The sequence below is a fragment of the Streptomyces sp. NPDC002698 genome (assembly GCF_042888945.1).
GTDB lineage: Bacteria > Actinomycetota > Actinomycetes > Streptomycetales > Streptomycetaceae > Streptomyces.
Genome location: NZ_JBIAQM010000069.1, coordinates 1 through 19,520 on the forward strand (window position 1 = coordinate 1; position 19,520 = coordinate 19,520).

Annotated in this window: 18 protein-coding genes and 2 pseudogenes; 9 read left to right on the top strand and 11 right to left on the bottom strand. The window is 71.1% G+C overall.

Translation table 11 applies throughout. The features are described from left to right. Both ACFYW9_RS40505 and ACFYW9_RS40510 read left to right on the top strand, forming a co-directional pair. Positions 1-315 (top strand): annotated as a pseudogene (locus ACFYW9_RS40505) (slipin family protein); the annotation flags it as partial. 401 nt (positions 316-716) lie between these two features. After that, positions 717-1,784, top strand: a complete 1,068-nt coding sequence (locus ACFYW9_RS40510; RefSeq protein WP_389160084.1) for a S1 family peptidase — start codon at positions 717-719, stop codon at positions 1,782-1,784. A 288-nt stretch (positions 1,785-2,072) separates the two neighbouring features. On the opposite strand, the gene ACFYW9_RS40515 is transcribed toward ACFYW9_RS40510, so the two are convergent. Further along, positions 2,073-2,447, bottom strand: a complete 375-nt coding sequence (locus tag ACFYW9_RS40515; protein ID WP_389160107.1) for a cupin domain-containing protein — start codon at positions 2,445-2,447, stop codon at positions 2,073-2,075. Between the two features lie 129 nt (positions 2,448-2,576). Here ACFYW9_RS40515 and ACFYW9_RS40520 point away from each other — a divergent pair, with 129 nt between their 5' ends. Together ACFYW9_RS40520 and ACFYW9_RS40525 are read left to right on the top strand one after the other, a co-directional pair. Beyond that, positions 2,577-3,023, top strand: coding sequence for a MarR family winged helix-turn-helix transcriptional regulator (locus ACFYW9_RS40520; protein WP_328667986.1), 447 nt, complete (start codon positions 2,577-2,579; stop codon positions 3,021-3,023). 170 nt (positions 3,024-3,193) lie between these two features. After that, entirely contained in the window at positions 3,194-4,054 is an 861-nt protein-coding gene (locus ACFYW9_RS40525) for an esterase/lipase family protein (protein ID WP_389160087.1), read from the top strand. A 159-nt stretch (positions 4,055-4,213) separates the two neighbouring features. On the opposite strand, the gene ACFYW9_RS40530 is transcribed toward ACFYW9_RS40525, so the two are convergent. Beyond that, positions 4,214-5,293 carry a lytic polysaccharide monooxygenase gene (locus ACFYW9_RS40530; protein ID WP_389160089.1) on the bottom strand — a complete coding sequence of 360 codons (1,080 nt, stop codon included), beginning with the start codon at positions 5,291-5,293 and terminating at the stop codon, positions 4,214-4,216. A gap of 331 nt (positions 5,294-5,624) precedes the next feature. After that, positions 5,625-5,708, bottom strand: a pseudogene (locus ACFYW9_RS40535) (glutamine synthetase); the annotation flags it as partial. Between the two features lie 594 nt (positions 5,709-6,302). Between ACFYW9_RS40535 and ACFYW9_RS40540 the strand changes: the two are divergent. Next, complete coding sequence (locus tag ACFYW9_RS40540) at positions 6,303-6,809, top strand: NUDIX hydrolase (protein ID WP_389160091.1); 507 nt, start codon at positions 6,303-6,305, stop codon at positions 6,807-6,809. A gap of 12 nt (positions 6,810-6,821) precedes the next feature. Here the strand turns inward: ACFYW9_RS40540 and ACFYW9_RS40545 are convergent, their stop codons facing one another. Then, positions 6,822-8,066 carry a hypothetical protein gene (locus ACFYW9_RS40545; protein ID WP_389160093.1) on the bottom strand — a complete coding sequence of 415 codons (1,245 nt, stop codon included), beginning with the start codon at positions 8,064-8,066 and terminating at the stop codon, positions 6,822-6,824. A 177-nt stretch (positions 8,067-8,243) separates the two neighbouring features. Here ACFYW9_RS40545 and ACFYW9_RS40550 point away from each other — a divergent pair, with 177 nt between their 5' ends. Further along, positions 8,244-8,741: a GNAT family N-acetyltransferase gene (locus ACFYW9_RS40550; protein WP_389160095.1), complete on the top strand. Its 498-nt coding sequence runs from the start codon at positions 8,244-8,246 to the stop codon at positions 8,739-8,741. Positions 8,742-8,802: 61 nt separating this feature from the next. Here the strand turns inward: ACFYW9_RS40550 and ACFYW9_RS40555 are convergent, their stop codons facing one another. Then, entirely contained in the window at positions 8,803-8,937 is a 135-nt protein-coding gene (locus ACFYW9_RS40555; protein WP_263974428.1) for a hypothetical protein, read from the bottom strand. A gap of 161 nt (positions 8,938-9,098) precedes the next feature. Here ACFYW9_RS40555 and ACFYW9_RS40560 point away from each other — a divergent pair, with 161 nt between their 5' ends. Then, positions 9,099-9,722: a class I SAM-dependent methyltransferase gene (locus ACFYW9_RS40560; protein ID WP_389160109.1), complete on the top strand. Its 624-nt coding sequence runs from the start codon at positions 9,099-9,101 to the stop codon at positions 9,720-9,722. Between the two features lie 121 nt (positions 9,723-9,843). Here ACFYW9_RS40560 and ACFYW9_RS40565 read toward each other — a convergent pair whose 3' ends face one another. After that, entirely contained in the window at positions 9,844-10,344 is a 501-nt protein-coding gene (locus ACFYW9_RS40565; protein WP_389160097.1) for a DUF402 domain-containing protein, read from the bottom strand. Further along, positions 10,325-11,254, bottom strand: a complete 930-nt coding sequence (locus ACFYW9_RS40570; protein WP_389160098.1) for a GNAT family N-acetyltransferase — start codon at positions 11,252-11,254, stop codon at positions 10,325-10,327. Before ACFYW9_RS40570 ends, ACFYW9_RS40565 begins: the two co-directional genes overlap by 20 nt. A 71-nt stretch (positions 11,255-11,325) precedes the next feature. On the opposite strand from ACFYW9_RS40570, the gene ACFYW9_RS40575 reads away from it, so the two are divergent. Next, positions 11,326-11,700 carry a GntR family transcriptional regulator gene (locus ACFYW9_RS40575; RefSeq protein ID WP_351864173.1) on the top strand — a complete coding sequence of 125 codons (375 nt, stop codon included), beginning with the start codon at positions 11,326-11,328 and terminating at the stop codon, positions 11,698-11,700. A 37-nt stretch (positions 11,701-11,737) separates the two neighbouring features. Here the strand turns inward: ACFYW9_RS40575 and ACFYW9_RS40580 are convergent, their stop codons facing one another. Beyond that, complete coding sequence (locus ACFYW9_RS40580; protein WP_351864170.1) at positions 11,738-12,832, bottom strand: DUF5925 domain-containing protein; 1,095 nt, start codon at positions 12,830-12,832, stop codon at positions 11,738-11,740. A gap of 452 nt (positions 12,833-13,284) precedes the next feature. On the opposite strand from ACFYW9_RS40580, the gene ACFYW9_RS40585 reads away from it, so the two are divergent. After that, positions 13,285-14,091 carry an SGNH/GDSL hydrolase family protein gene (locus ACFYW9_RS40585; protein ID WP_351864166.1) on the top strand — a complete coding sequence of 269 codons (807 nt, stop codon included), beginning with the start codon at positions 13,285-13,287 and terminating at the stop codon, positions 14,089-14,091. An 88-nt stretch (positions 14,092-14,179) separates the two neighbouring features. Here ACFYW9_RS40585 and ACFYW9_RS40590 read toward each other — a convergent pair whose 3' ends face one another. From ACFYW9_RS40590 to ACFYW9_RS40600, 3 genes are read right to left on the bottom strand one after another with little or no spacing between them, the layout of a single operon-like run. After that, positions 14,180-15,820 (bottom strand): protein kinase, encoded by a 1,641-nt coding sequence (locus ACFYW9_RS40590; protein WP_389160101.1) that lies wholly within the window; start codon positions 15,818-15,820, stop codon positions 14,180-14,182. A 45-nt stretch (positions 15,821-15,865) separates the two neighbouring features. Continuing rightward, positions 15,866-17,779, bottom strand: coding sequence for a sulfite exporter TauE/SafE family protein (locus tag ACFYW9_RS40595; protein ID WP_389160103.1), 1,914 nt, complete (start codon positions 17,777-17,779; stop codon positions 15,866-15,868). Next, positions 17,776-19,353 (bottom strand): tetratricopeptide repeat protein, encoded by a 1,578-nt coding sequence (locus tag ACFYW9_RS40600; protein ID WP_389160105.1) that lies wholly within the window; start codon positions 19,351-19,353, stop codon positions 17,776-17,778. The genes ACFYW9_RS40595 and ACFYW9_RS40600 overlap by 4 nt, the downstream gene beginning before the upstream one ends. Positions 19,354-19,520 lie beyond the last annotated feature (167 nt).

Consider the following 19,520-nt stretch of genomic DNA (forward strand, 5'->3'; position numbering starts at 1 on the left):
CAGGCGTCCAAGAAACTCGCGGAAGCCGCCGGCGTGATGTCGGAACAGCCGGCCGCGCTCCAACTACGGCTGCTCCAGACGGTCGTGGCCGTCGCCGCCGAGAAGAACTCCACCCTCGTCCTGCCCTTCCCGGTCGAACTGCTGCGCTTCCTGGAACGGGCCCAGTCGGGACAACCGCCGACGGTGGCTCAGCCGCAGCCGCAGCCGCAGCCGCAGCCGGGCTCGGGCTCGGGCTCGGAGTTGGAGCCGGAGCCGGAGCGGACGCCGGGCGCGCCGCCCGCGGTGGAGCGGCAGCCCCGGACCGAGCCCGAGTAGTCCGCCGGGTGGCGGAGCAACCGGTGCGGAAGCAACCGCCTGGCAGGAGAGCCTTCTTGGATCCGCCCCACGCGGGGGTGATATCAAGACAGGGCCGGATCTCGTGAGCCGCCGCGGTGTGACGCGTGTTTCCGTGTTTGCTGTGCGAATCCACGGGGCGTGACCACGCACAGTCAGGACGTAGAAGGGGTACGGCTGTTGTCGTACAGGCGTCCTGAAGTCGACCTTGTGTGTTCCCTGTGCGTCTCGGAATAGTGGTCGAGGAACAACTGGCATGGACGCGACGGTACGGACTTTTCGTCGTGCCCGGCGCCCATGTCCGTACGCCTTCCGGTCCCGGAGGTCCCCACAACCTCCCGGACCGACCCCCCACAGGAGGACGTGAGTTGAAGCACCGACGTATGTCCAAGAGGCCTGCCCTCATGACGGGCGCGGGTATCGCCGCACTCGTCGCCGCCGGAGTCACCTTCCAGACTGCGAACGCGAGCGAGGCCCCGAAGAGCTCCGAGCCGCACGCCCTCTCCGTCGCGGCGGCCGGAAAGCTCGCCTCGGCCCTCGGCGAGGACCTGGGCGCCGATGCCGCGGGAACGTACTACGACGCGAAGTCCCGGCACCTCGTCGTCAACGTGCTCGACGAGGCCGCGGCCAAGGCCGTCACGGCGGCCGGAGCCAGGGCCAGGATCGTCGAGAACTCCCTCGCCGAGCTGTCCGGCGCCCGCACCACGCTCAAGAAGGACGCGAGCATCCCCGGTACGTCCTGGGCCACCGACCCGGAGACCAACCAGGTCGTCGTCACCGCCGACCGCACGGTCTCCGACGCCGAGTGGGCCAGACTCGCCAAGGTCGTCGACGGTCTCGGCGCCAAGGCCGAACTCAAGCGTACGAAGGGGGAGTTCAAGCCCTTCATCGCCGGTGGTGACGCCATCAGCGGTTCCGGCGGGCGCTGTTCGCTCGGCTTCAACGTGGTCAAGGGCGGGCAGCCGTACTTCATCACCGCCGGGCACTGCACCGCGGGGATCTCCACCTGGTCGGACTCCGACGGCAAGGAGATCGGCACCAACGAGCAGTCCAGCTTCCCCGACAACGACTTCGGCCTGGTCAAGTACACGGCGACCACGGAGCACCCGAGCGAGGTCGACCTCTACAACGGCTCCGCGCAGCCCATCACCAAGGCGGGCGACGCCACCGTCGGCATGAAGGTGACCCGCAGCGGCTCCACGACCCAGGTGCACGACGGCACGGTCAAGGGCCTGGACGCCACCGTGAACTACGGCAACGGCGATGTCGTCAACGGTCTCATCCAGACCGACGTCTGCGCCGAGCCCGGCGACAGCGGCGGCTCGCTCTTCTCCGGTGACACCGCGATAGGCCTCACCTCCGGCGGCAGCGGTGACTGCACCGCGGGCGGCGAGACCTTCTTCCAGCCGGTGACCGAGGCGCTCTCGGCCTTCGGCGCCCAGATCGGCTGACCGGCTGACGGCTTTCCCGGTCAGGCCTCCCCGGGAGGGCGGAGCCCCGCTCCCGCGCACGTCGCGGGGGCGGGGCTCCCGGCTTCTCCCGGCCGGGGAACCCCGAGCGGGAGGAACGCCGGCGTTCCTCCCGCATGCCCCGCGGCCCGATCCGTCCGGTGCCGTCCGGTGCCGTCCGGTGCCGCCCGGGTTCCGGAAGGGGTTCGGGCTCGGGTTCCGGTTCGGGTACCGGAAGGGGCTCGGGCGCCGCCGGTCGCCGGGGTGTCCGGTGCCGGCGTTTTGGGGCGCCTAGTTCGCCCAGGGCGGTGTGAGGGTCGAGCCGTCGGCCAGTTCCGCCTGGAGGCCGATGGACGTGGTGACCCAGGAGAGCGCGGCCTCCTGGGTCGGGTTCTCGATGCCGAGGGTCGCGCCCGGGGTGATGATCACGGTGTCGCCCGCGGTGATCCGCTCGGAGCGGCCGTCGAGCGTGACCAGCAGTTCGCCGGAGAGGAGAAGGAGGATCTCCTCGCGGTTGACGGTGTGCACGGGGGCCTGATGCCCCGCGGGAATCTCCGCGCGCCAGGCGCACAGTTCCTTGCTGCCGCTGCGAGGAGCGGCGTACGAGACGAAACGGGCGCCGTGGACCTCGTGGGCGACGGCTTCGGACGAACGGACGACGGGCACGGGTGCCTCCAGGATCGGTGAGTCGGCGGGGCCGCCGACTGCCGGAATATGGTCAAGTAGCTTGACCATCTGTCTCGCGATTATGGTCAAGCAGCTTGACCGAATAGTCAAGGGTGTTTCAATGCGTGCGTGCAGAACTCCGAGGCCATGGCCCTGTCCGCAGCCCTGCTCGCCGCCGCCGGCGAGCTGACGCAACGTATCCACGAAGGCGTGGTCGCCCGGGGGTTCGAGGGGGTGCGGCCCGCGCACGGCTTCGCCTTCGCGCGGCTCGCTCCGGACGGGGCGACGGTCACCGACGTCGCCGCCCACCTGGGGGTCACCAAGCAGGCCGCCAGTCAGCTCGTCGAGGAGCTCGTCCGCAAGGGGTACGTGGAGCGGCGGCCGCACCCCGACGACGCGCGGGCCCGGCTCCTCGTGCTCACCGAGCTCGGGTGGGCCTGCACCCGGGCGGCCGAAGAGGCGGCCGCGGACGCCGTGCGGGCGTGGGCCGAAGTGCTGGGGGAGAGCGAAATGCGCGCGTTGCGCACGCGTTTGGCGAGCATCGCGCCCTACGGTCCCATCAGGCCCACCTGGTGACAGCCTGTCACTGACGGCGGCCGTCCTGGTTATCACTGAAAGTTTTTACTGACGCGTAACTTCACACGTCTGCTACTCGCCCGTAACTTGACGAGTGAACAGCATCCTCGTGATCCGGATCACTGGGCGTACACCCCCACAACTCCCTTGAGCCGCAAGGAGATCACCCGATGCTGCCCTGGAAGCGAGTGCTCAGACCCCTGGCCGCGCTGCTCCTGACCGCCACGGTCGCCGTCGTCCCCGCCGCCACAGCACAAGCTGATTCCGCCCCCAGCAGTGGCTGGAACAACTACTCCTGCAAGCCGTCGGCCACACACCCCCGCCCCGTCGTCCTCGTCCATGGGACCTTCGGGAACTCCGTCGACAACTGGCTGGCCCTCGCCCCCTACCTGACCAGCCGCGGGTACTGCGTCTTCTCCCTCGACTACGGGCAGTTGCCCGGCGTCCCCTTCTTCAACGGCCTCGGCCCCATCGACAAGTCGGCCGCACAGCTCCAGGTCTTCGTGGACAAGGTGCTCGCCGCGACCGGCGCCGCCAAGGTCGACGTGGTGGGCCACTCGCAGGGCGGCATGATGCCCCGCTACTACCTCAAGTTCCTCGGCGGAGCCGCCAAGGTGAACGCCCTTGTCGGTCTCGCCCCCGACAACCACGGCACGACCCTCAACGGATTCACCAAGCTGCTCCCGTACTTCCCGGGCGCGGAGGACCTGCTGACCACGGCGACTCCGGGACTCGCGGACCAGATCGCCGGCTCCGCGTTCATGACCAAGCTCAACGAGGGCGGCGACACCGTCCCCGGCGTCCACTACACGGTCATCGCCACCAAGTACGACGAGGTGGTCACGCCGTACAGCTCCGGGTTCCTGAGCGGATCCGACGTCCGCAACGTCCTGTTGCAGAATTTGTGCGCGCTCGACCTCTCCGAGCACGTGGCCATCGGGATCTTCGACCGGATCGCGTACCACGAGGTGGCGAACGCGCTCGACCCGGCGCACGCGTCCACCACCACCTGCGCGTCGGTGTTCAGCTGACCGGCTCGGCGGACCACTCGTCCATGGTGGTCCGCCCGAGCGCACTGGCGTGATCGTCCGTCCGTCCGCGTTCCGCACCTGCGGAACGCGGACGGCGGAGCACGCCGCCGGGGGCTGTCCGGCCTGAGCCGCCGGTCAGCCCCCGGAGTCGTCCGGCTCTCAGCGCCCGCGCCGGCCGCCCGGCGTCGCGCGCCGCCGCACCGAGGCGAACAACGCCGCGGCACCGAGCGCGAGCGCGGCGGCACCGCCGATCGCGATGTACGAGGTGGAGGCGTCGCCGCCGGTTTCGGCGAGACTCCGAGCGGAACCGGCGGCTTCCGGCAGGTTCTCCGAGGAGTCCGAGGAGTCCGAAGAGCCCTCGGAATCAGTGGAATCAGCGGTGGCCCCGGAGTCCTCGGCCGTCCCGGCCGACTTGGTGTTCTCGGCCGTCTTGACGGTGTCCGCGCTCGCGGCCGGCTCCGCCGACGTACCGGCATCGTCGTCACCGTGGCCGTGGTGCTCCACGGTCGACTTGTCGCTGCCGTCCTCGATCTGCTGGTCGGACGGCGCCGAGGCGCTCGGCGCGGGAGCGCTGCCGCCGCCCGCCCCCTTGTCGCCGCCTGTGCCCCCGAACGCCACATCGGAGCAGGAGTAGAAGGCTTCCGGGCTGTCCGAGCGCTGCCAGACCGCGTACAGGAGCTGCTTGCCGGAGCGCTCCGGGAGGGTGCCGGAGAACGTGTAGAAGCCGCCCGAGGCCGCCGGGTCGGTGGCCGTCGCGACCGGGTGCGCCAGGTCGAGGTCGCCCCAGGCCAGCGGCCGCGACGGGTCGTAGCCCGGCTTCGTGACGTAGACCTTGAACGTGCCCTTGTGGGGTGCGGTCACCCGGTACTTGAAGGTGTACGAGCCACTGCTCACGCTCGTCGCGGGCCAGTCGGAGCGCGCCAGGTCGAGCCCCTTGAACTCGGCGTTGCCGGCGCTGCACAGCTTGCCGTCCGGGATCAGCTGCTGGTGCCGCCCGTTCGCGTCGCCGATACGGATGCCGTTCCAGTCGTAGAGCGCCTGGGTGCCGCCCGCCGCGACGGCCGCCTTGCAGGCGTCCGACCGGGGGTTCTCCGGACCTTCCGCGTAACACTGGGACACCCGGCTCACCGGGTCCCCCATCGAGCCGTGCGCCGAGGCGGGCGCCGCGGCCAGCGCGGACAGCGCGAGCGGGGCGACACCGAGGACGGCGACGCCGGCGGCCTTGCGGCGTGCGGACATGGGGAACTCCTCGAACGGTCCTGGTGCGTGGGGTGAGCGAGTCCGCACGGCGCTCCGTGCGGGGATCCCGTGGGGGGGGTGATCAGAAAGCTAGCCCCAAGAAACCGAGAAATCGCCTGCTGGAGGCGGGTGACGGAGATCCTTATGGTCCCTTTAAGGCAGGGCTAACGGGGGGCTCAGGAAGGGGGGTCGGGGAGCCCGGTCTGACCTGCTGCCGAGCGCTGCCGCTGTCCGCGACGGTCCGCGCTCGTCCGTCGTCGGACGCCTCGGTCGGCTCCCCGTTTGGCTCCCCAGGACTGTCGGCTCTTGAACACGCCCCACCTCGTGTCTGCAGCACGGGCAGGGCCTTCCGCAGCTTGCAGGCGGTTACCTTGGAGCGGGACTCCTCCCACTCCTGGCGCTTGTTGCGCAGGAACTTGTTCGGCTCCGGACGGCCCTCGGACGATCCACGAGGCAGCGGTGACCTGCGATCGAGTGGCCGTCCACGGTCGTTGTCGGTCACTGCGGGCCGCCGTCCGACGGCCCACAGACGGCCCGGCCCAAGCCCTGGCCGCCAGCAACTCCAGCCGACCGTTCGACCAAGTCGGCAGATTTACAGCGGGGTCCCTTCGTCCTTCGCCACCTGCGTTTCTTCCCATGCCGGACGCTGATGGGGAACACCTGGGGGACTCGGGAACCCCACTCCAACTCGCCAGGAGCCCCCATCTCCTTCGCAGTCCCCAAGGGAGTCGGCCTGATCCTTCAGTTGACCGCGCGAGGTTCCGGAAGGTTGGCGAGGTCGTGCCGGACGGCGAGAGTGTCCGGGTGGGTGTCGCCGAGGGTGACGCGTCGGTGGGCGAGGACGGCCTCGAACTCAAGGGCGGGGTGTTCTGCCGACGGCGTCCGTGGATTGGCTGGCCGGGCCGAGGGGCACGGTTGATGGGGTGTCGCCTTGTGATCGATTCTCGAAGTCTGTTCTCGGAGGCAGTCGATGCAACCACGCCGTATCCGGAGACAAGAGGCTGTCGAGGTGTACCGGAGTGCCTACGGAAGTCTGTACGACGACGCCGTCGTCTCTCCGGACGGGAAACCGGGGCGCTATCTTCGATGGAAGTGGTCGACGCCGGGTGTTGTCGTCGTGCCTCGCTGGGCCGACACCGTCGCGCTCGTTCCCGCTTTTCGCTACCCGATCGGCGATCTGTCGTGGGAATTCCCGCGGGGAGGCCGGGAGTCCGGCGAGTCGGTCGAGGAAGCCGCGGCCCGGGAACTGAACGAAGAGACCGGCCTGACCGCGACCACCACCAGACGTCTGGGCGTGCTCCACGCGGACACCGGATTGATCGAGTCTTCCATCGAGGTGGTCGAGGCCTTCGTGGCGACCCCCGAGTTCGGGAAGCGGTCACCGGAAGTCATGGAATCGGTGGAGGAACCGGTCTGGTTCAGCTCCCCCGAATTGCGGACAGCCTTCACGGAGCAGCGAGTACGGTGTGCGATCACCATCGCCGCCGCCGCACTGGCTTGGTCACGGGAGAACTAGCGGCCGGTCATTTCATTCGGGGGGTTCCGTCGGACTGACGATCCGCAGCAGCTTCTCGTGCTCGGGGAGCTGCTTCTCGAGCCGCCAGGCGTTCTTGAGCCTTTCGGAATCCTTCTTCAGTTTCCTCTCCTTCTTGTCCTGGGCGATGTCGAAGGGCATGGAGAGCAGATTGAGCATGAGCGAAGCGGGATTGAAGCCGGAACTTATCAGTCCGATCAGGGTGTCGAGGGAACCGGTGGCGACGGAGGACGCCGAGACGTGGAGCCTGGCTTTGACCCGCTCGTCCCGGACAGCGGCCAGAGCGTCGGCGTCGAGGCCCCGGAAGGCGGCGACCGCGGCTTCCTGGAGGTGCATGCAGAAGTCTTCGACGCCGTCCCTCAGCGCGTCGGTGTCCACCGGCCGGCCGCTGTGGGCCTTCGCGAATTGATCGACGACCACTTTCCGGGATGCGAGCCCGACGGCTTCGTTGACCACGACCGCGGGGAGGCGCGCCAGTACGTAGGGGTTCAGTGCGTAGCCGGGCAGGGTCAATTCGTCCTGGAGCGCGTCCCCTTGCAGTGCGACCGTGGACGGCGTGCGCACGGCGCCCCATGCCACGGGCATCTCCAGTACGGCGGGCAGGGAAGTTCTGAAGGACCAGTTCGCCGACCGCTCGACGGCCTCCAGCGCGACTTCGGAGCTCTCCCCGTGGGACGCTCGCCGCTCCGCGATCCATCCGCGCAGGGAGTTGTAGTAAAGCGGATCCTGGCCGTGGATCCATTCCACCGCGGCACGCAGGGTCCGGGAATAGGAGTCGTCGGGCGGTCCGATCAGATCGGTCAGGCGATCCGCCGTCCTCCGCTTGAAGCGCGCGCTCACCTCGTCCACCGAGTACGGGGCTATGTGCCCTTCGGTGATCTCGTCGATGAGTTCGGCGTATTCCTCGGTCGGAACATCGACGACATTGCGCGCCTTGTGTTCGTCCCGGATCTCACGAAAGGAACCCGCCGAGTCGCGTCGCACGATGACCAGCATGCCCGAGCTGATCAATTCGGCGAGATCCGCACGCCATTCGGGAGTCGACGGGGTCTGCCCGTCGAGGAGCGAACGTAATGCCACGTTGTGGAGCACCTGGGAATCGGTGATGACCAGCCGCTCGGCGAAGAGAGCGTTCTGGACTATTCGTGCCCGTAGTCCTCCGGGGTCGGTGACAGTGCTGCCATGATGCTCCGTCTCGCTCAGAAAGACGTGGGTGCTGTTTCCCGCAGAAAGGGACACTGTTCCTCCACCGACGGCGTTTTCGAGCGCACCTGAGGAAGGTGCGCTCGCGTCCTTTGCGGCGACACTATCGGCTCTGGCGCATCGCCCTCCAGCCGTCGCGGCTGAGGAGCTTCGGGGCGGTGTTCGGTATACAGGGGGGTGTACGTGACTGCGATCAGGTAAGTGGGTGCGGGCATGGCGGAGACGCCGGGCGAATTCGGGGAGACGGCCGAGGGGTTCGGGGTACGGCGTGCCGGCGCCGGGGACGTGCCCGTCGTGAAAGCCGTGATCGACGCCGCGTTCCAGCCGTACGTGGAGCGCATCGGGCTCGTGCCGGTGCCCATGGAAGCGGACCACGCGGCGAACGTGGCCGCGGGACGGGTGTTCGTCACGGGGGAGCCGGTCCTCGGGCTCGTGGTCGTCGAGGAGCGCCCGGACCATCTGTACCTCGACGTCATCGCGGTCCGGCCCGATGTCCATGGCCAGGGCATCGGGGGCCGGCTGCTGCACTTCGTCGAGGCACACGCGCGGGCGCTCGGGCTGGACGAGATCAGGCTCTACACCAACGCGATGATGTGGGAGAACCAGAAGATCTACCCGGGATACGGGTACGAGGTCGCCGAGCGGCGCGCCGACGGGCCGTACGACCGGATCCACTACCGCAAGCGGCTGATCGGACGGGACCGGCCGTGAGCGGCCGGCGGGAGTTCACCGTCATCCGGTTCGACGCGCGCGCCGGGCACGGCACGGTGGCTCAGCCGTCCGGCCACCAGGTGCGCGCGATGTCCTTCCGGACCTCCGGACGCTCGGCGGGGCGCTCGTCGGGCTCGTCCCGTACACGGCGGGAGTCCGACTTCCTCAGGGGCTTCTGCACGGTCACACGGCGCATGGCTGCCTCCTCGTGTCTACCGGATTCCGTGGTTGTACGGAGGTAGACCGTTTCGGGGAGAGTTCCTCATCGGTCGCGAAATGTCTGTGGCGCGGGTCACCTGTCGGCCGTCCGTGATGGGCGCGGGCCGATTGTCAGTGGTGGGTGACATCGTGGAACGCATGGTGAGCGACGGCGGTACGAATGCACGGGCGGGCGTCGACTGGGACGCGGAATCCGGCACGTTCGACGAGGAACCCGACCACGGGCTGCGCGATCCCGAGGTCCGCGGTGCCTGGGTCGCCCGGCTGCGGGACTGGCTGCCCGAGACGTCCGGTGACCTGCTCGACGTGGGCTGCGGCACCGGCAGCCTGTCGCTCATAGCGTCCGAGCAGGGGCACCGGGTCACCGGGGTCGATCTCGCCCCGGGCATGATCGACCGGGCCCGCGCCAAGCTGGCCGGGCGTGACGCGGTCTTCCTCGTCGGCGACGCGGTGGCGCCGCCCGTCGGGGAGCAGCGCTTCGACGTCCTGCTCAGCCGCCATGTGCTGTGGACGCTGCCCGATCCCGGGCGCGTGCTGCGGCACTGGCGCGGGCTGCTGCGCCCGGGAGGGCGGCTGGTGCTGGTCGAGGGTGTGTGGGGGACCGTGAGCCCGGTCGGTATATCCGCCGAGCGGATGGCCGGCCTGCTCCGGCCGCTGCTGTCCGACCCCGCCGACCTGCGGGTGGAGCCGCTGTCGGCCGACGCGCGGCTGTGGGGCCGCGACGTCGAGGACGAGCGGTACGCGGTGGTGGCCCGCTTTTGAACAGCGCTCTTCACCGACGGGCGCCGGTGATCGCGCAGGGCTGGTCATGGAGCAGGGTCGGTCATCGAGCGGGGCCGGTCACCGAACGGCACGTCCGGCGGTCTCGCCGACTACGTCGAGGCTAGGCCAGCAACGCCTCGAAGCCGCCCTCGCGGGCCAGGTGTTCGAGGTCGGCCAGGGCCTTCTCGGCGGCGGCCGCGGCGGCCGGGTCGGTGGTCGCCAGGCCACTCTCCGCGAACTCGTCCTCGTCCAGGCGCCGTACGTCCGTACCGTCGGCCGAGCGCCACAGGTCGAGGTCGAGATCCTCGACGATCAACCGGCCTCCGGAGAGGGTGGCCGGACGGGTGATGTCGCAGTACCAGCCCTTGCGCTCACCCGTCGCGTCCCGGACCTCCTTCACCGAGTACCAGCGGTCCCGCCAGTAGTACTCGGTGAAGACATCACCCTTCTCGAACCGTACGAAGCCGAAGTCACGGACTCCGTCTCCCGCCCAGGGGGCGCGCACGACCACCCGGGTGCCGTCGTCGGCGAGCAGTTCGGCCGGGTAACTGATCTTCGTACGGCCCGCCTTGACGAGCACGACCTCCAACGTGCCGGGCGTGTCAGCCGAGGTCACGGACATACCTCACCTCCGTCGCGCAGATTTCATAGCCGAACCATGTGTTGATCGCCAGCATCGGGCCGTTGCCGGCGTCGTTGCCCGTGAACGCGTCCGTGAACCCGGCCGCGCGGGCCCGGTGCAGGGAGTGGTTCTTGGCGAGTTTGGCCAGGCCCCGGCCCCGGAAGGCGCGGCCGGTGCCCGTCATCACGGTGCCGTAGCGGGTGGCGCCGTCGGTGCGGGCCGCGCTGAACGCCGCCGGGCGGCCGTCGACGAGCGCGACGGACGTGAGTTCAAGGTTCAGGAGAGGATGGTGCCAGGTCTCCGTCAGCCAGGCGTCGTAGTCCGTGAGCTCCTGTTCGATGTCGCTCGGTTCGTCGAGGGAGGTCTCCGCGTCCAGCCGGAACAGCGGCCGGGGGTCGTCCGCGAAGTCCGCCGCGGTCCGCAACTCCACACCGTCCGGCGGGGACTGGAGCGGGGGCAGGGTGCCGTTCGCCAGGTCGAGGCGGAGGAAGTGCGCCGAGCGGGCGGCGCGGTAGCCCCGCTTCTCGGCGAAGGCGCGGTTCTCGGGCGCGTCCAGTACCCAGGAGTGCAGCCGGGTCGCGCCCAGGGCGGCCAGTTGTTCCTCGGCGGTGCGGGCCAGCAGCGAACCCGCGCCGCGTCCCGTCCGTTCCGGGTGCACGTAGATGTTGAGGTTTGCCTGGCCGGGCTCGGGGCTGTCGTGGACGAGGCTTACTTGCGCGGTGCCGATCGGCTCCCCGTCCTCCTCGGCCACCAACGGCCGGTAGTGGGAGTCCGGATGGGCCCGCTCCAGGTCGTAGGCGACGGACTCGGGGGTGAAGAGCACGAACGGGAGGGCCTGGCGGCGAATACGCGCGAAGCCCGCGGCGTCCACCGGGTCTCCGTGCCGCAGTTCGCGAACGATCACGGTCATGTGATCGCACGTTACGCGGGCGCCGCGTGCAGGTGCCTCTCATTTTCGTGCGGGTACGGGACAATCACCGCGTGACCCTGAAGATCCGCATCGCAGAGGGGGCCGCGCCGTACGAGCAGGTGCGCGCCCAGATTTCCGAGCAGGCCCGGTCCGGAGCGCTGCCGGTCGGCTACAAGCTGCCCACGGTACGGGGGCTGGCCGAGTCGCTCGGCCTCGCGGCCAACACCGTCGCCAAGGCCTACCGGGCCCTGGAGTCGGACGGGGTGATCGAGACGCGGGGCCGCAACGGCACGTTCGTGGCGGCCGCCGGGGACGCCGCGTCCCGCGAGGCGGCGTCGGCCGCGCAGGCCTACGCCGAGCGCGCGCGACGGCTCGGCCTGACGGAGGACGCCGCCCTGGACGCCGTACGAGAGGCACTGCGGGCGGCCTTCGAGGACGTCTCCTAGGGCTGCGGCGCGCGAGCGCGACGTAGGGACCAGCCGGTTACAGGTACAGCCCCGCGTCCGCGCCCTCGCGTTGGTCCGGGACGGATGTCGGGGTCGTCCCGCGGCGCAGCGCGTACAGCTCCGCGAGGGTCGCGCCCTCGCGTGAGACGCCTTCCTCGGTGCCCAGCCAGCCCACCGCCTCGCGGCGGGTGAGCGGTCCGACCTCGATACGGGCGAGGCAGCGGCCGGGGCGGACGACGGCGGGATGGAGGCGCTCCAGGTCCTCGTTGGTCGTGACGCCCACGAGGACGTTGCGGCCCTGGCCGAGCAGTCCGTCGGTGAGGTTGAGCAGCCGGGACAGGGCCTGGCCCGCCGTGTGCTTCGCCTCGCCGCGGATCAGTTCGTCGCAGTCCTCCAGCAGGAGGAGCCGCCAGCGGCCCTTGCCGGTGCCGTCCTCCTCGCCGATCGCGATGTCCATCAGATAGCCGACGTCGGAGAAGAGGCGTTCGGGGTCCAGCACGCAGTCCACCTGGCACCAGTCCCGCCAGGAACGGGCCAGCGTGCGCAGGGCGGAGGTCTTGCCGGTGCCGGGCGGCCCGTGGAGCAGCAGCAGCCGGCCCGCGATGTCCTCCGGGGTCGTCTTCATCAGGTGGTCCATGGCGTCCGCCACCGGCGCCGTGTAGTTGGGGCGGATCTCCTCCCAGGTGCCCGCGGAGATCTGCCGGGTCGTGCGGTGCGGTCCCCGGCGCGGCGACACGTACCAGAAGCCCATCGTGACGTTCTCCGGCTGCGGTTCGGGTTCGTCCGCCGCGCCGTCCGTGGCCTGCTTCAGCACCTTCTCGGCGAGCTCGACGCTGGTCGCGGTCACCGTGACGTCGGCACCGCGGTTCCAGCGGGACACCAGCAGGGTCCAGCCGTCGCCCTCGGCGAGGGTGGCGCTGCGGTCGTCGTCGCGCGCGGAGCGCAGCACCCGGGCGCCCGGCGGGAGCAGAGTGGCCCCGGACCGTACGCGGTCGATGTTCGCCGCGTGCGAGTGCGGCTGCTCGCCCGTCGCGAAGCGGCCGAGGAACAGCGCGTCGACGACGTCCGACGGCGAGTCGCTGTCGTCGACGTTGAGCCTGATCGGCAGAGCGTCGTGTGGGTTCGCAGACATGTCGCCATGATCTGTCACAAGGGCGCCCCGTGCACCCGGTTTCCGCGGTGCGTCGTATGTGTCGCGCTCGGTCCCGCCCTTCCGGTGCATCCCCTCCCTCTGCCGCGGGGCCGTCCTGTCGCGAGACCGCGGTGCGGCGGGATCCGTCCCGACGGCCGGTTCCCCCGGCGCCGTGGGCCACGGGTGGGAAGACAACTCCCAGTCGTCCCAAGGGCGTTACGGCCGCGCTGTACGGGGTGGCCGCCGTTTCCGTTGAGGACTCGGGGAGTTGACGAGCCGCCGGCCCGGGTCATCCGGCTGTCACCCGACCGTCATGGACATGTAGCGAAATATGTGATGAACGGGGGCGGATCGGCTGGTTGATGCGTTAAGAGTCTTGGCATGGACACTTCCTGTCAACATGCGTAGCTGCTACCAAAGTTGTGGCAGAGATCCTGCTAAAGGGAGGTTCCATGAGACGTCCCAGATTTTCGGCATACATGACCTCACTCCTCCTGGCCGTCGGCCTCGCCCTCACCGGGGCGGCCGCGGCGCAGGCGCAAACCGCGGCCGCCACCGGCTATGTGGCGCTCGGTGACTCCTACTCCTCCGGCGTCGGCGCGGGCAGCTACATCAGTTCGAGCGGCTCCTGCAACCGCAGCACGAAGGCGTACCCCTACCTCTGGAACGCCGCGCATTCACCCTCGTCGTTCGACTTCACCGCCTGCTCGGGCGCTCGTACGGGTGATGTTCTGGCGAACCAGCTCGGCCCGCTCGGCTCCTCCACGGGCCTCGTCTCGATCACCATCGGCGGTAACGACGCAGGCTTCTCGGACGTCATGACGACCTGCGTCCTGCAGTCCGAGAGCAGCTGCCTCGCACGCATCGCCACGGCGAAGGCGTACGTCGACTCCACGCTCCCCGGCAAGCTCGACTCGGTCTACTCGGCGATCAGCGCGAAAGCCCCGGCCGCGCATGTGGTCGTCATCGGCTACCCCCGCTTCTACAAGCTCAACGGCAGCTGCCTGACCGGACTTTCGGAGAACGAACGGTCCGCCATCAACGGCGCCGCCGACTACCTGGACAGCGCGATCGCCACTCGTGCCGGCGCACACGGCTTCACGTTCGCCGACGTCAGGGGCACCTTCACCGGCCACGAGATCTGCTCCGGCAGCGCCTGGCTGCACAGCCTGAACTGGCTCGACATCGGCGTGTCGTACCACCCGACCGCGAACGGCCACTCCGGCGGCTACCTGCCGGCCTTCTCCGGAGCCGTCTGACCTCCGGGCCCCCACCCCGGAAACCCTTCGAGGGAACACCCGTCCCGGCAGGGCGAACGTCCGCCCCGCCGGGACATCGCCTGCCCCGTCAGGGGGATGCGGACACGGACGCGGAGGCCCCGTCCGTCGGGGTCTCCGTCACACACGTGATGGTGAACGGAACGGAGTCCGAGGTCACGCGCACCGGGCTGCGCACCTCCACGCTGATCGAGTTGGCGAACTCCCCGCTCGTGTCGTACGTCGTCGCCACCACCGTCTTCTGCTGCGTTCTGCCGCCGTTCGCGGGGAACGACAGCGTCTTCCAGCCCGGATCGGTCACCTCGCCCGTCTTCGTCACCCAGCGGTACTCGACGTCCACCGGGACACGGCCCACCGTGAACGTCGCCGTGAACGAGGGAGCCTGGGCGGCGGGCGGCGGACAGCTGCCCCGGTAGTCGGTGTGATGCCCCGAGAGCGTCACGTGGACGGACTGCGCGGGCGGCGCGGTGGTCGAACTCCCGCCCGTGGGAGCGCTGCTGGAGGGGCTCTCGCCGCCGGTCGCACCGGCGGTGGCACTCTCGCTCTTCCGGCTTGCCGAGGCCCCGCCGTCGGTGGTGCCGGTACCCCCGCTGCTGCTGTTCCCCCGCCCGGTGTTCCCGCCGTCACCGTTGTCCTGGTTCAGCAGGGCGTACGTCAGCCCGCCGAGGGCGAGTGCCAGCGCGACCAGGCCCGCGACGATGGCGACGGCCGCCCGGCGGTTGCGGTCGGGCTCCGGTGCGGGAGTGGCCGAGGGCAGGGTCGCGGGAGGCGGACCGAACCCCTGGGGCGGTGTCGCGGAGGACGGCGTCGGCGCTCCGAACACCCCGATGGTCGGCGCCTCGGAAGAGCGGGGCGCGGCGCCCATGGGACGCGTGGGCGCCGTACCGCCCGCCGCGACCACACGCAGTTCGCGCTCGGCCGAGTCGGCGCTCGTCCGCTCGGCCGGGTCCTTGGCGAGCAGCCCCTCGATGACGGGGGCGAGCGGGCCCGCGCGACGGGGCGGCGGCAGCGGTTCGTCGACGATGGCCCGCAGGGTGCTCAGCGGAGTGGGCTGCCGGAAGGGCGAGTTGCCCTCGACCGCCGCGTACAGCAGCACGCCGAGCGACCACAGGTCCGACTCGGGTCCGGGGGTACGTCCCAACGCCCGCTCCGGGGCGAGGAATTCCGGCGATCCGATGACCTCGCCCGTCATGGTCAGGGCGGAGCTGCCCTCGACGGTCGCGATGCCGAAGTCCGTCAGGACGACCCGTCCGTCGTTCGCCATCAGCACGTTGCCCGGTTTGACGTCCCGGTGCAGGACCCCCGCCTCGTGCGCCGCGCGCAGCGCGGCGAGCACCTCGGCGCCGATGTGGGCGGCGCGCTGTGGGTCCAGCGGTCCCTCGGCGTCCAGCAGGTCGGAGAGGGCGATGCCGCGGATCAGCTCCATCACGATCCAGGGCCGGCCGTCCTCCATGGCCACGTCGTACACCGTCACGACATTGCGGTGGGAGATACGGGCCGCGGCCCACGCCTCCCGCTCCAGACGCGCGTACATCCGCTCGATGTCGGACTCGGGAAGCCCGGCCGGGGCGCGGACCTCCTTCACGGCGACCTCGCGTTGCAGCACTTCGTCGCGAGCGCGCCACACCGTGCCCATACCGCCTTCGCCCAAGGGCGAGAGCAGTCGGTAGCGCCCCGCGATCACGCGCTCACTGCCCGGATCTTCGGACACGTGCGTCCCCCATTCGCATCCGTGCGTTTTCTCCCCAAAAGTAGCTCAGCCGAGTACGGATGCCGCCCCCTTGAGCACCAATCCGGCCCCGAGGGCCACGACGATCAGTGCCGATCCGAGGGGCGCGGCCCTGCGGACCAGGAGCACGACGCGTCCCTCGGCCCACCGTCGACGTCCTGCGAGGGCGCGGTTCACGCCGCTGCCGAGCTTGACGACGGCGAAACCGGCCGCCGTCAGCGTCAGGGCGAGCCCGACGCCGTACGCGAGCACGAGAAGAAGGCCGAACCAGGCCTGTCCGAGCGCCGCGGCGCCCACGAGGACGACGACCGCCGACGGACTGGGCACCAGCCCACCGGCGAAGCCGAGCAGGATCGTTCCACGGAGGGTGGGGGCGATCTCATGGGTGTGGGTGAAGCTGCCGTGGGTGTGTTCGAGGGTGGAGGAGCGGGGGGTGGCTCCCGAGCGGTGGTGGTCGTGGTCGTGGCGGTGACCATGGCCGGTGCCGTGGTCGTGACTGTGGTCGTGCGGGTGGGGGTGGGAGTGGTCGTGACCGTGGGGGAGGGGCGCCGTCGCCGTCGTCGTCGCGGTGGGGGTGCCGGTCGTGACGGACGCGGTGGCATGGGCCAGTACCAGGGGGCGCGCGGTGTGACCGGCATGCCGGTGCGGAGCGTCCATGTGGTCGTGGTCGTGGTCGTGGTCGTGCGTGTGCGAAGGGACGGGCGGGTGCTCGTGGTCGTGCGTGTGGCCGGATTCGTGGTCGTGCGTGTGGCCAGGGGCCGGGTCCCGGTCCTGGCCGTGCTCGTGCGCGTGATCGTGCCCGTGGGCGGACGCGTGGGTGTGGTCGTGCGGCTGCCCGTGCTCGTGCTCGTGGTCATGCCCGTGCTCGTGGCTGTGTCCGTGCCCGTGGTCGTGTCCGTGTGCGGAGGGCCGGTTGCGCCAGGCCCGCCGCAGGAGTGTGGCGCCCGCCCCCATGACGAGGACACCGCTGGACACGCCCAGCCAGGCGATCACGGAGGGGGCCGCCGCCGAGCCCGCGGTGACCAGCAGGCCGAGCGCGACGACGCCGAGGGTGTGGGTGACCGTCACCGAAGCGGCCAGGGGCAGCACGTCCTTGAACCGGGCCCGGCCCCCGCGCGCCGCCGCCGTCGCGGCCATCAGGGTCTTGCCGTGGCCGGGCGCGAGCGCGTGCATCGCCCCCAGGCCCACGGCGATGAGCAGGGCCAGGGAGGCGAAGCCGAAGGTGAGGTGATGCCGGGCCACCAGGTCGTTCAGGGCCTGGGTCCAGCGGTCGGCGCCGCGCGGGAGCACGGAGGCGGCCGGAGCGTCGCGCCGTTCCTCGACGAGGGCGGGGCCGCCGGGGCGGATCCGCAGCGACGCGGTGGCGGTGTCGGCGGGCGAGGAGAGCAGCGCCTCGGGGTACCGGGTCAGCTCCGCCGAGACGGACTTCCGCGGTACGTCGGAGGAGGCGAGCGTCATCCGGTCGCCACGGGCGGTGATCTCGCGCCAGCCGGGGCCGTGGCCGGCGCCCGCGCCCCGGAAGCCCACGGTGAGCGTGCCCTTACCGGACAGCGGCGCCGTCAGCCGGCACTCCACGCGCAGGGTGTCGAGTCCCGCCTGCCCCGGCCGCAGGTGTGCCCCGCTCGCGCCCGCGGTCAGTGTCGCCGCCCGCCCGTTCACCGTGACCTCGCTGTCCCGCGCGGCGGTCTCGCACCGCTGCCGGGCCCAGCCGGCCATGCCGAGCCTCTTGATGTCCGGCTTCGCCTGGGTGGCGGGGATCTCGGCCAGGTCCTCGACGTGATCGACGCGCAACTGCCCGGGGGCGGCGACGAGTCCGTCGTAGCGGTTGACGGTGAAGTTGCCGAGCGGATGCGCGCTCGCCTGCGCCGAGGGGACCAGCACGAGCGCGCAGGCCGCGGTCAGGACCGTGCCGCACAGGGCGAGGAACCGGGGCGCCCTCACTTCGTGGCCTCCAGTGCCTCACGGGCCTCGCGGGCGCCCAGCGGCGAGAAGCCGGGGTTCAGGTCCAGGGCCGCCTTGAGCGCGGTGCGGGCCTTGCCGGTGTGGCCGGTGGCCTTCTCGATGACACCGAGGTGGTAGAGGAAGGACGCGTTGCGGTAGCCGGTCGCCGTGGCCTGGCGCGCGTACGGCAGGGCCTCCGCGTCGCGGCCCGACACATGCAGGGCCCAGCCGAGCGCGTCCGCGGTGTGCACGGTGTGCCGGCGGTCCCACTCGGCGCGGGCCGCCGCGAGCGCCGCCTTGTGGTCGCCGTGGTCGGCGGCCGCCAGCGCGGTGTCGAGGTCGGCGTTGACGCCGTAGGCGTGGGCGAGGGAGATCCAGGCGTTGACCAGCGTGTACTGGTCGCGGGCCTTCTCCGCGTCGCCCGCCGCGCCACGGGCCTCGTACAACTCGCCGAGCTCGACGAGGGGCTGGGGCAGCGGAAAACGCTGCACGACCTGTTCCATCCCCTTGATCGCCGCCGCGCGGTCGCCCAGCGCGGCCTGGGCGCGGGCCCGGCCTTCGAGGGCGGGGAGATAGCTGTCGTCGGCGGCGAGCGCCCGAGCGTAGTAGGTGAGGGCGGATTTGTAGTCGCCCTGGCTCCAGGCGAGTTGGCCGAGCGCGGACGTCACGTACGAGATGTCGCCGCGGCTGGTCGCCGTCGTGAGCGCCTGCTCCAGGACCCGGCGGGCGGTCTTCACGTCGCCGCGCAGTTCGTGGACGTAGGCGAACCGGGTGAAGACCGGGACGCCCGGGCGCCGCGAGTTCGCCAGGTCGGCCGCCTTCGACGCCTCGTCGTAGCGGCCGAGTTCGACGAGAGCGTCGATGCGGGAGGACAGGGCGCGTTCGCTGTAGGGGTTCTGCCGCAGCGTGAGGTCCGCGTACTTCAGGGCGCCGGCGAAGTCGTGCCGGGCGGCCGCGAGGGCGGCCCGTCCGGCGAGCGCCGGATCGTAGTCGGGGCGCAGCCTGAGGGACCGGTTGAACGCTTCCTGCGCCTGCGGATAGCGCGAGGGGTCGCCCTTGGTGCGGGCCTGTTCGACATAGGCGAGGCCGAGCGTGGCCCAGCCGCCGAAGTCCTTGGGCTGGGAGCGGAGATGGGCCTGGAGGGAGAGGACGCTCGCGTCGAGGTCGCCGCTCGCGAGCAGCTGGGGCGACACGCCGTTGGACACGGCGGCGACGGCGGGAGCCGTTCCGTTGTCCCTCAGGGCGCCGAGCACCACTGCGCCCGCCGTCATGGCGACGGCCAACGCGGCCGCGCAGAAACCGAGTTGAGCGGCCCGCCAGCGACGCTGCGACTGCGACAGCCGACGCGCGGCGGCCGCCCGCCCGCCGGTCCCGTCCGCACCGTCCTCACCGGACGGGCCGTCGGAGGCGGCCTCGTCGGAGGCGGGAGCGGCCTCGGCGGGAGCGGTCTCGGGGATGGCCTCGGCGGGGCCGGCTTCGGCGGCGACCTCGGTGATGGCGGCTTCCGGGGTGACCTCGGCGGGCGTGGCCCTTTCGGCGTCCGGCGTCGCGTTGTCGTTCGTACGCGGGGACATGCCCTCTCCTCAAAGTCCTTGGCGAAACGGTCGTCGTGGGGGGGTGGGGGGCGGGGGGGGGGGGGGGGGGGGGGGGGGGGGGGGGGGGGGGGGGGGGGGGGGGGGGGGGGGGGGGGGGGGGGGGGGGGGGGGGGGGGGGTGGGGGGGGGGGGGGGGGGGGGGGGGGG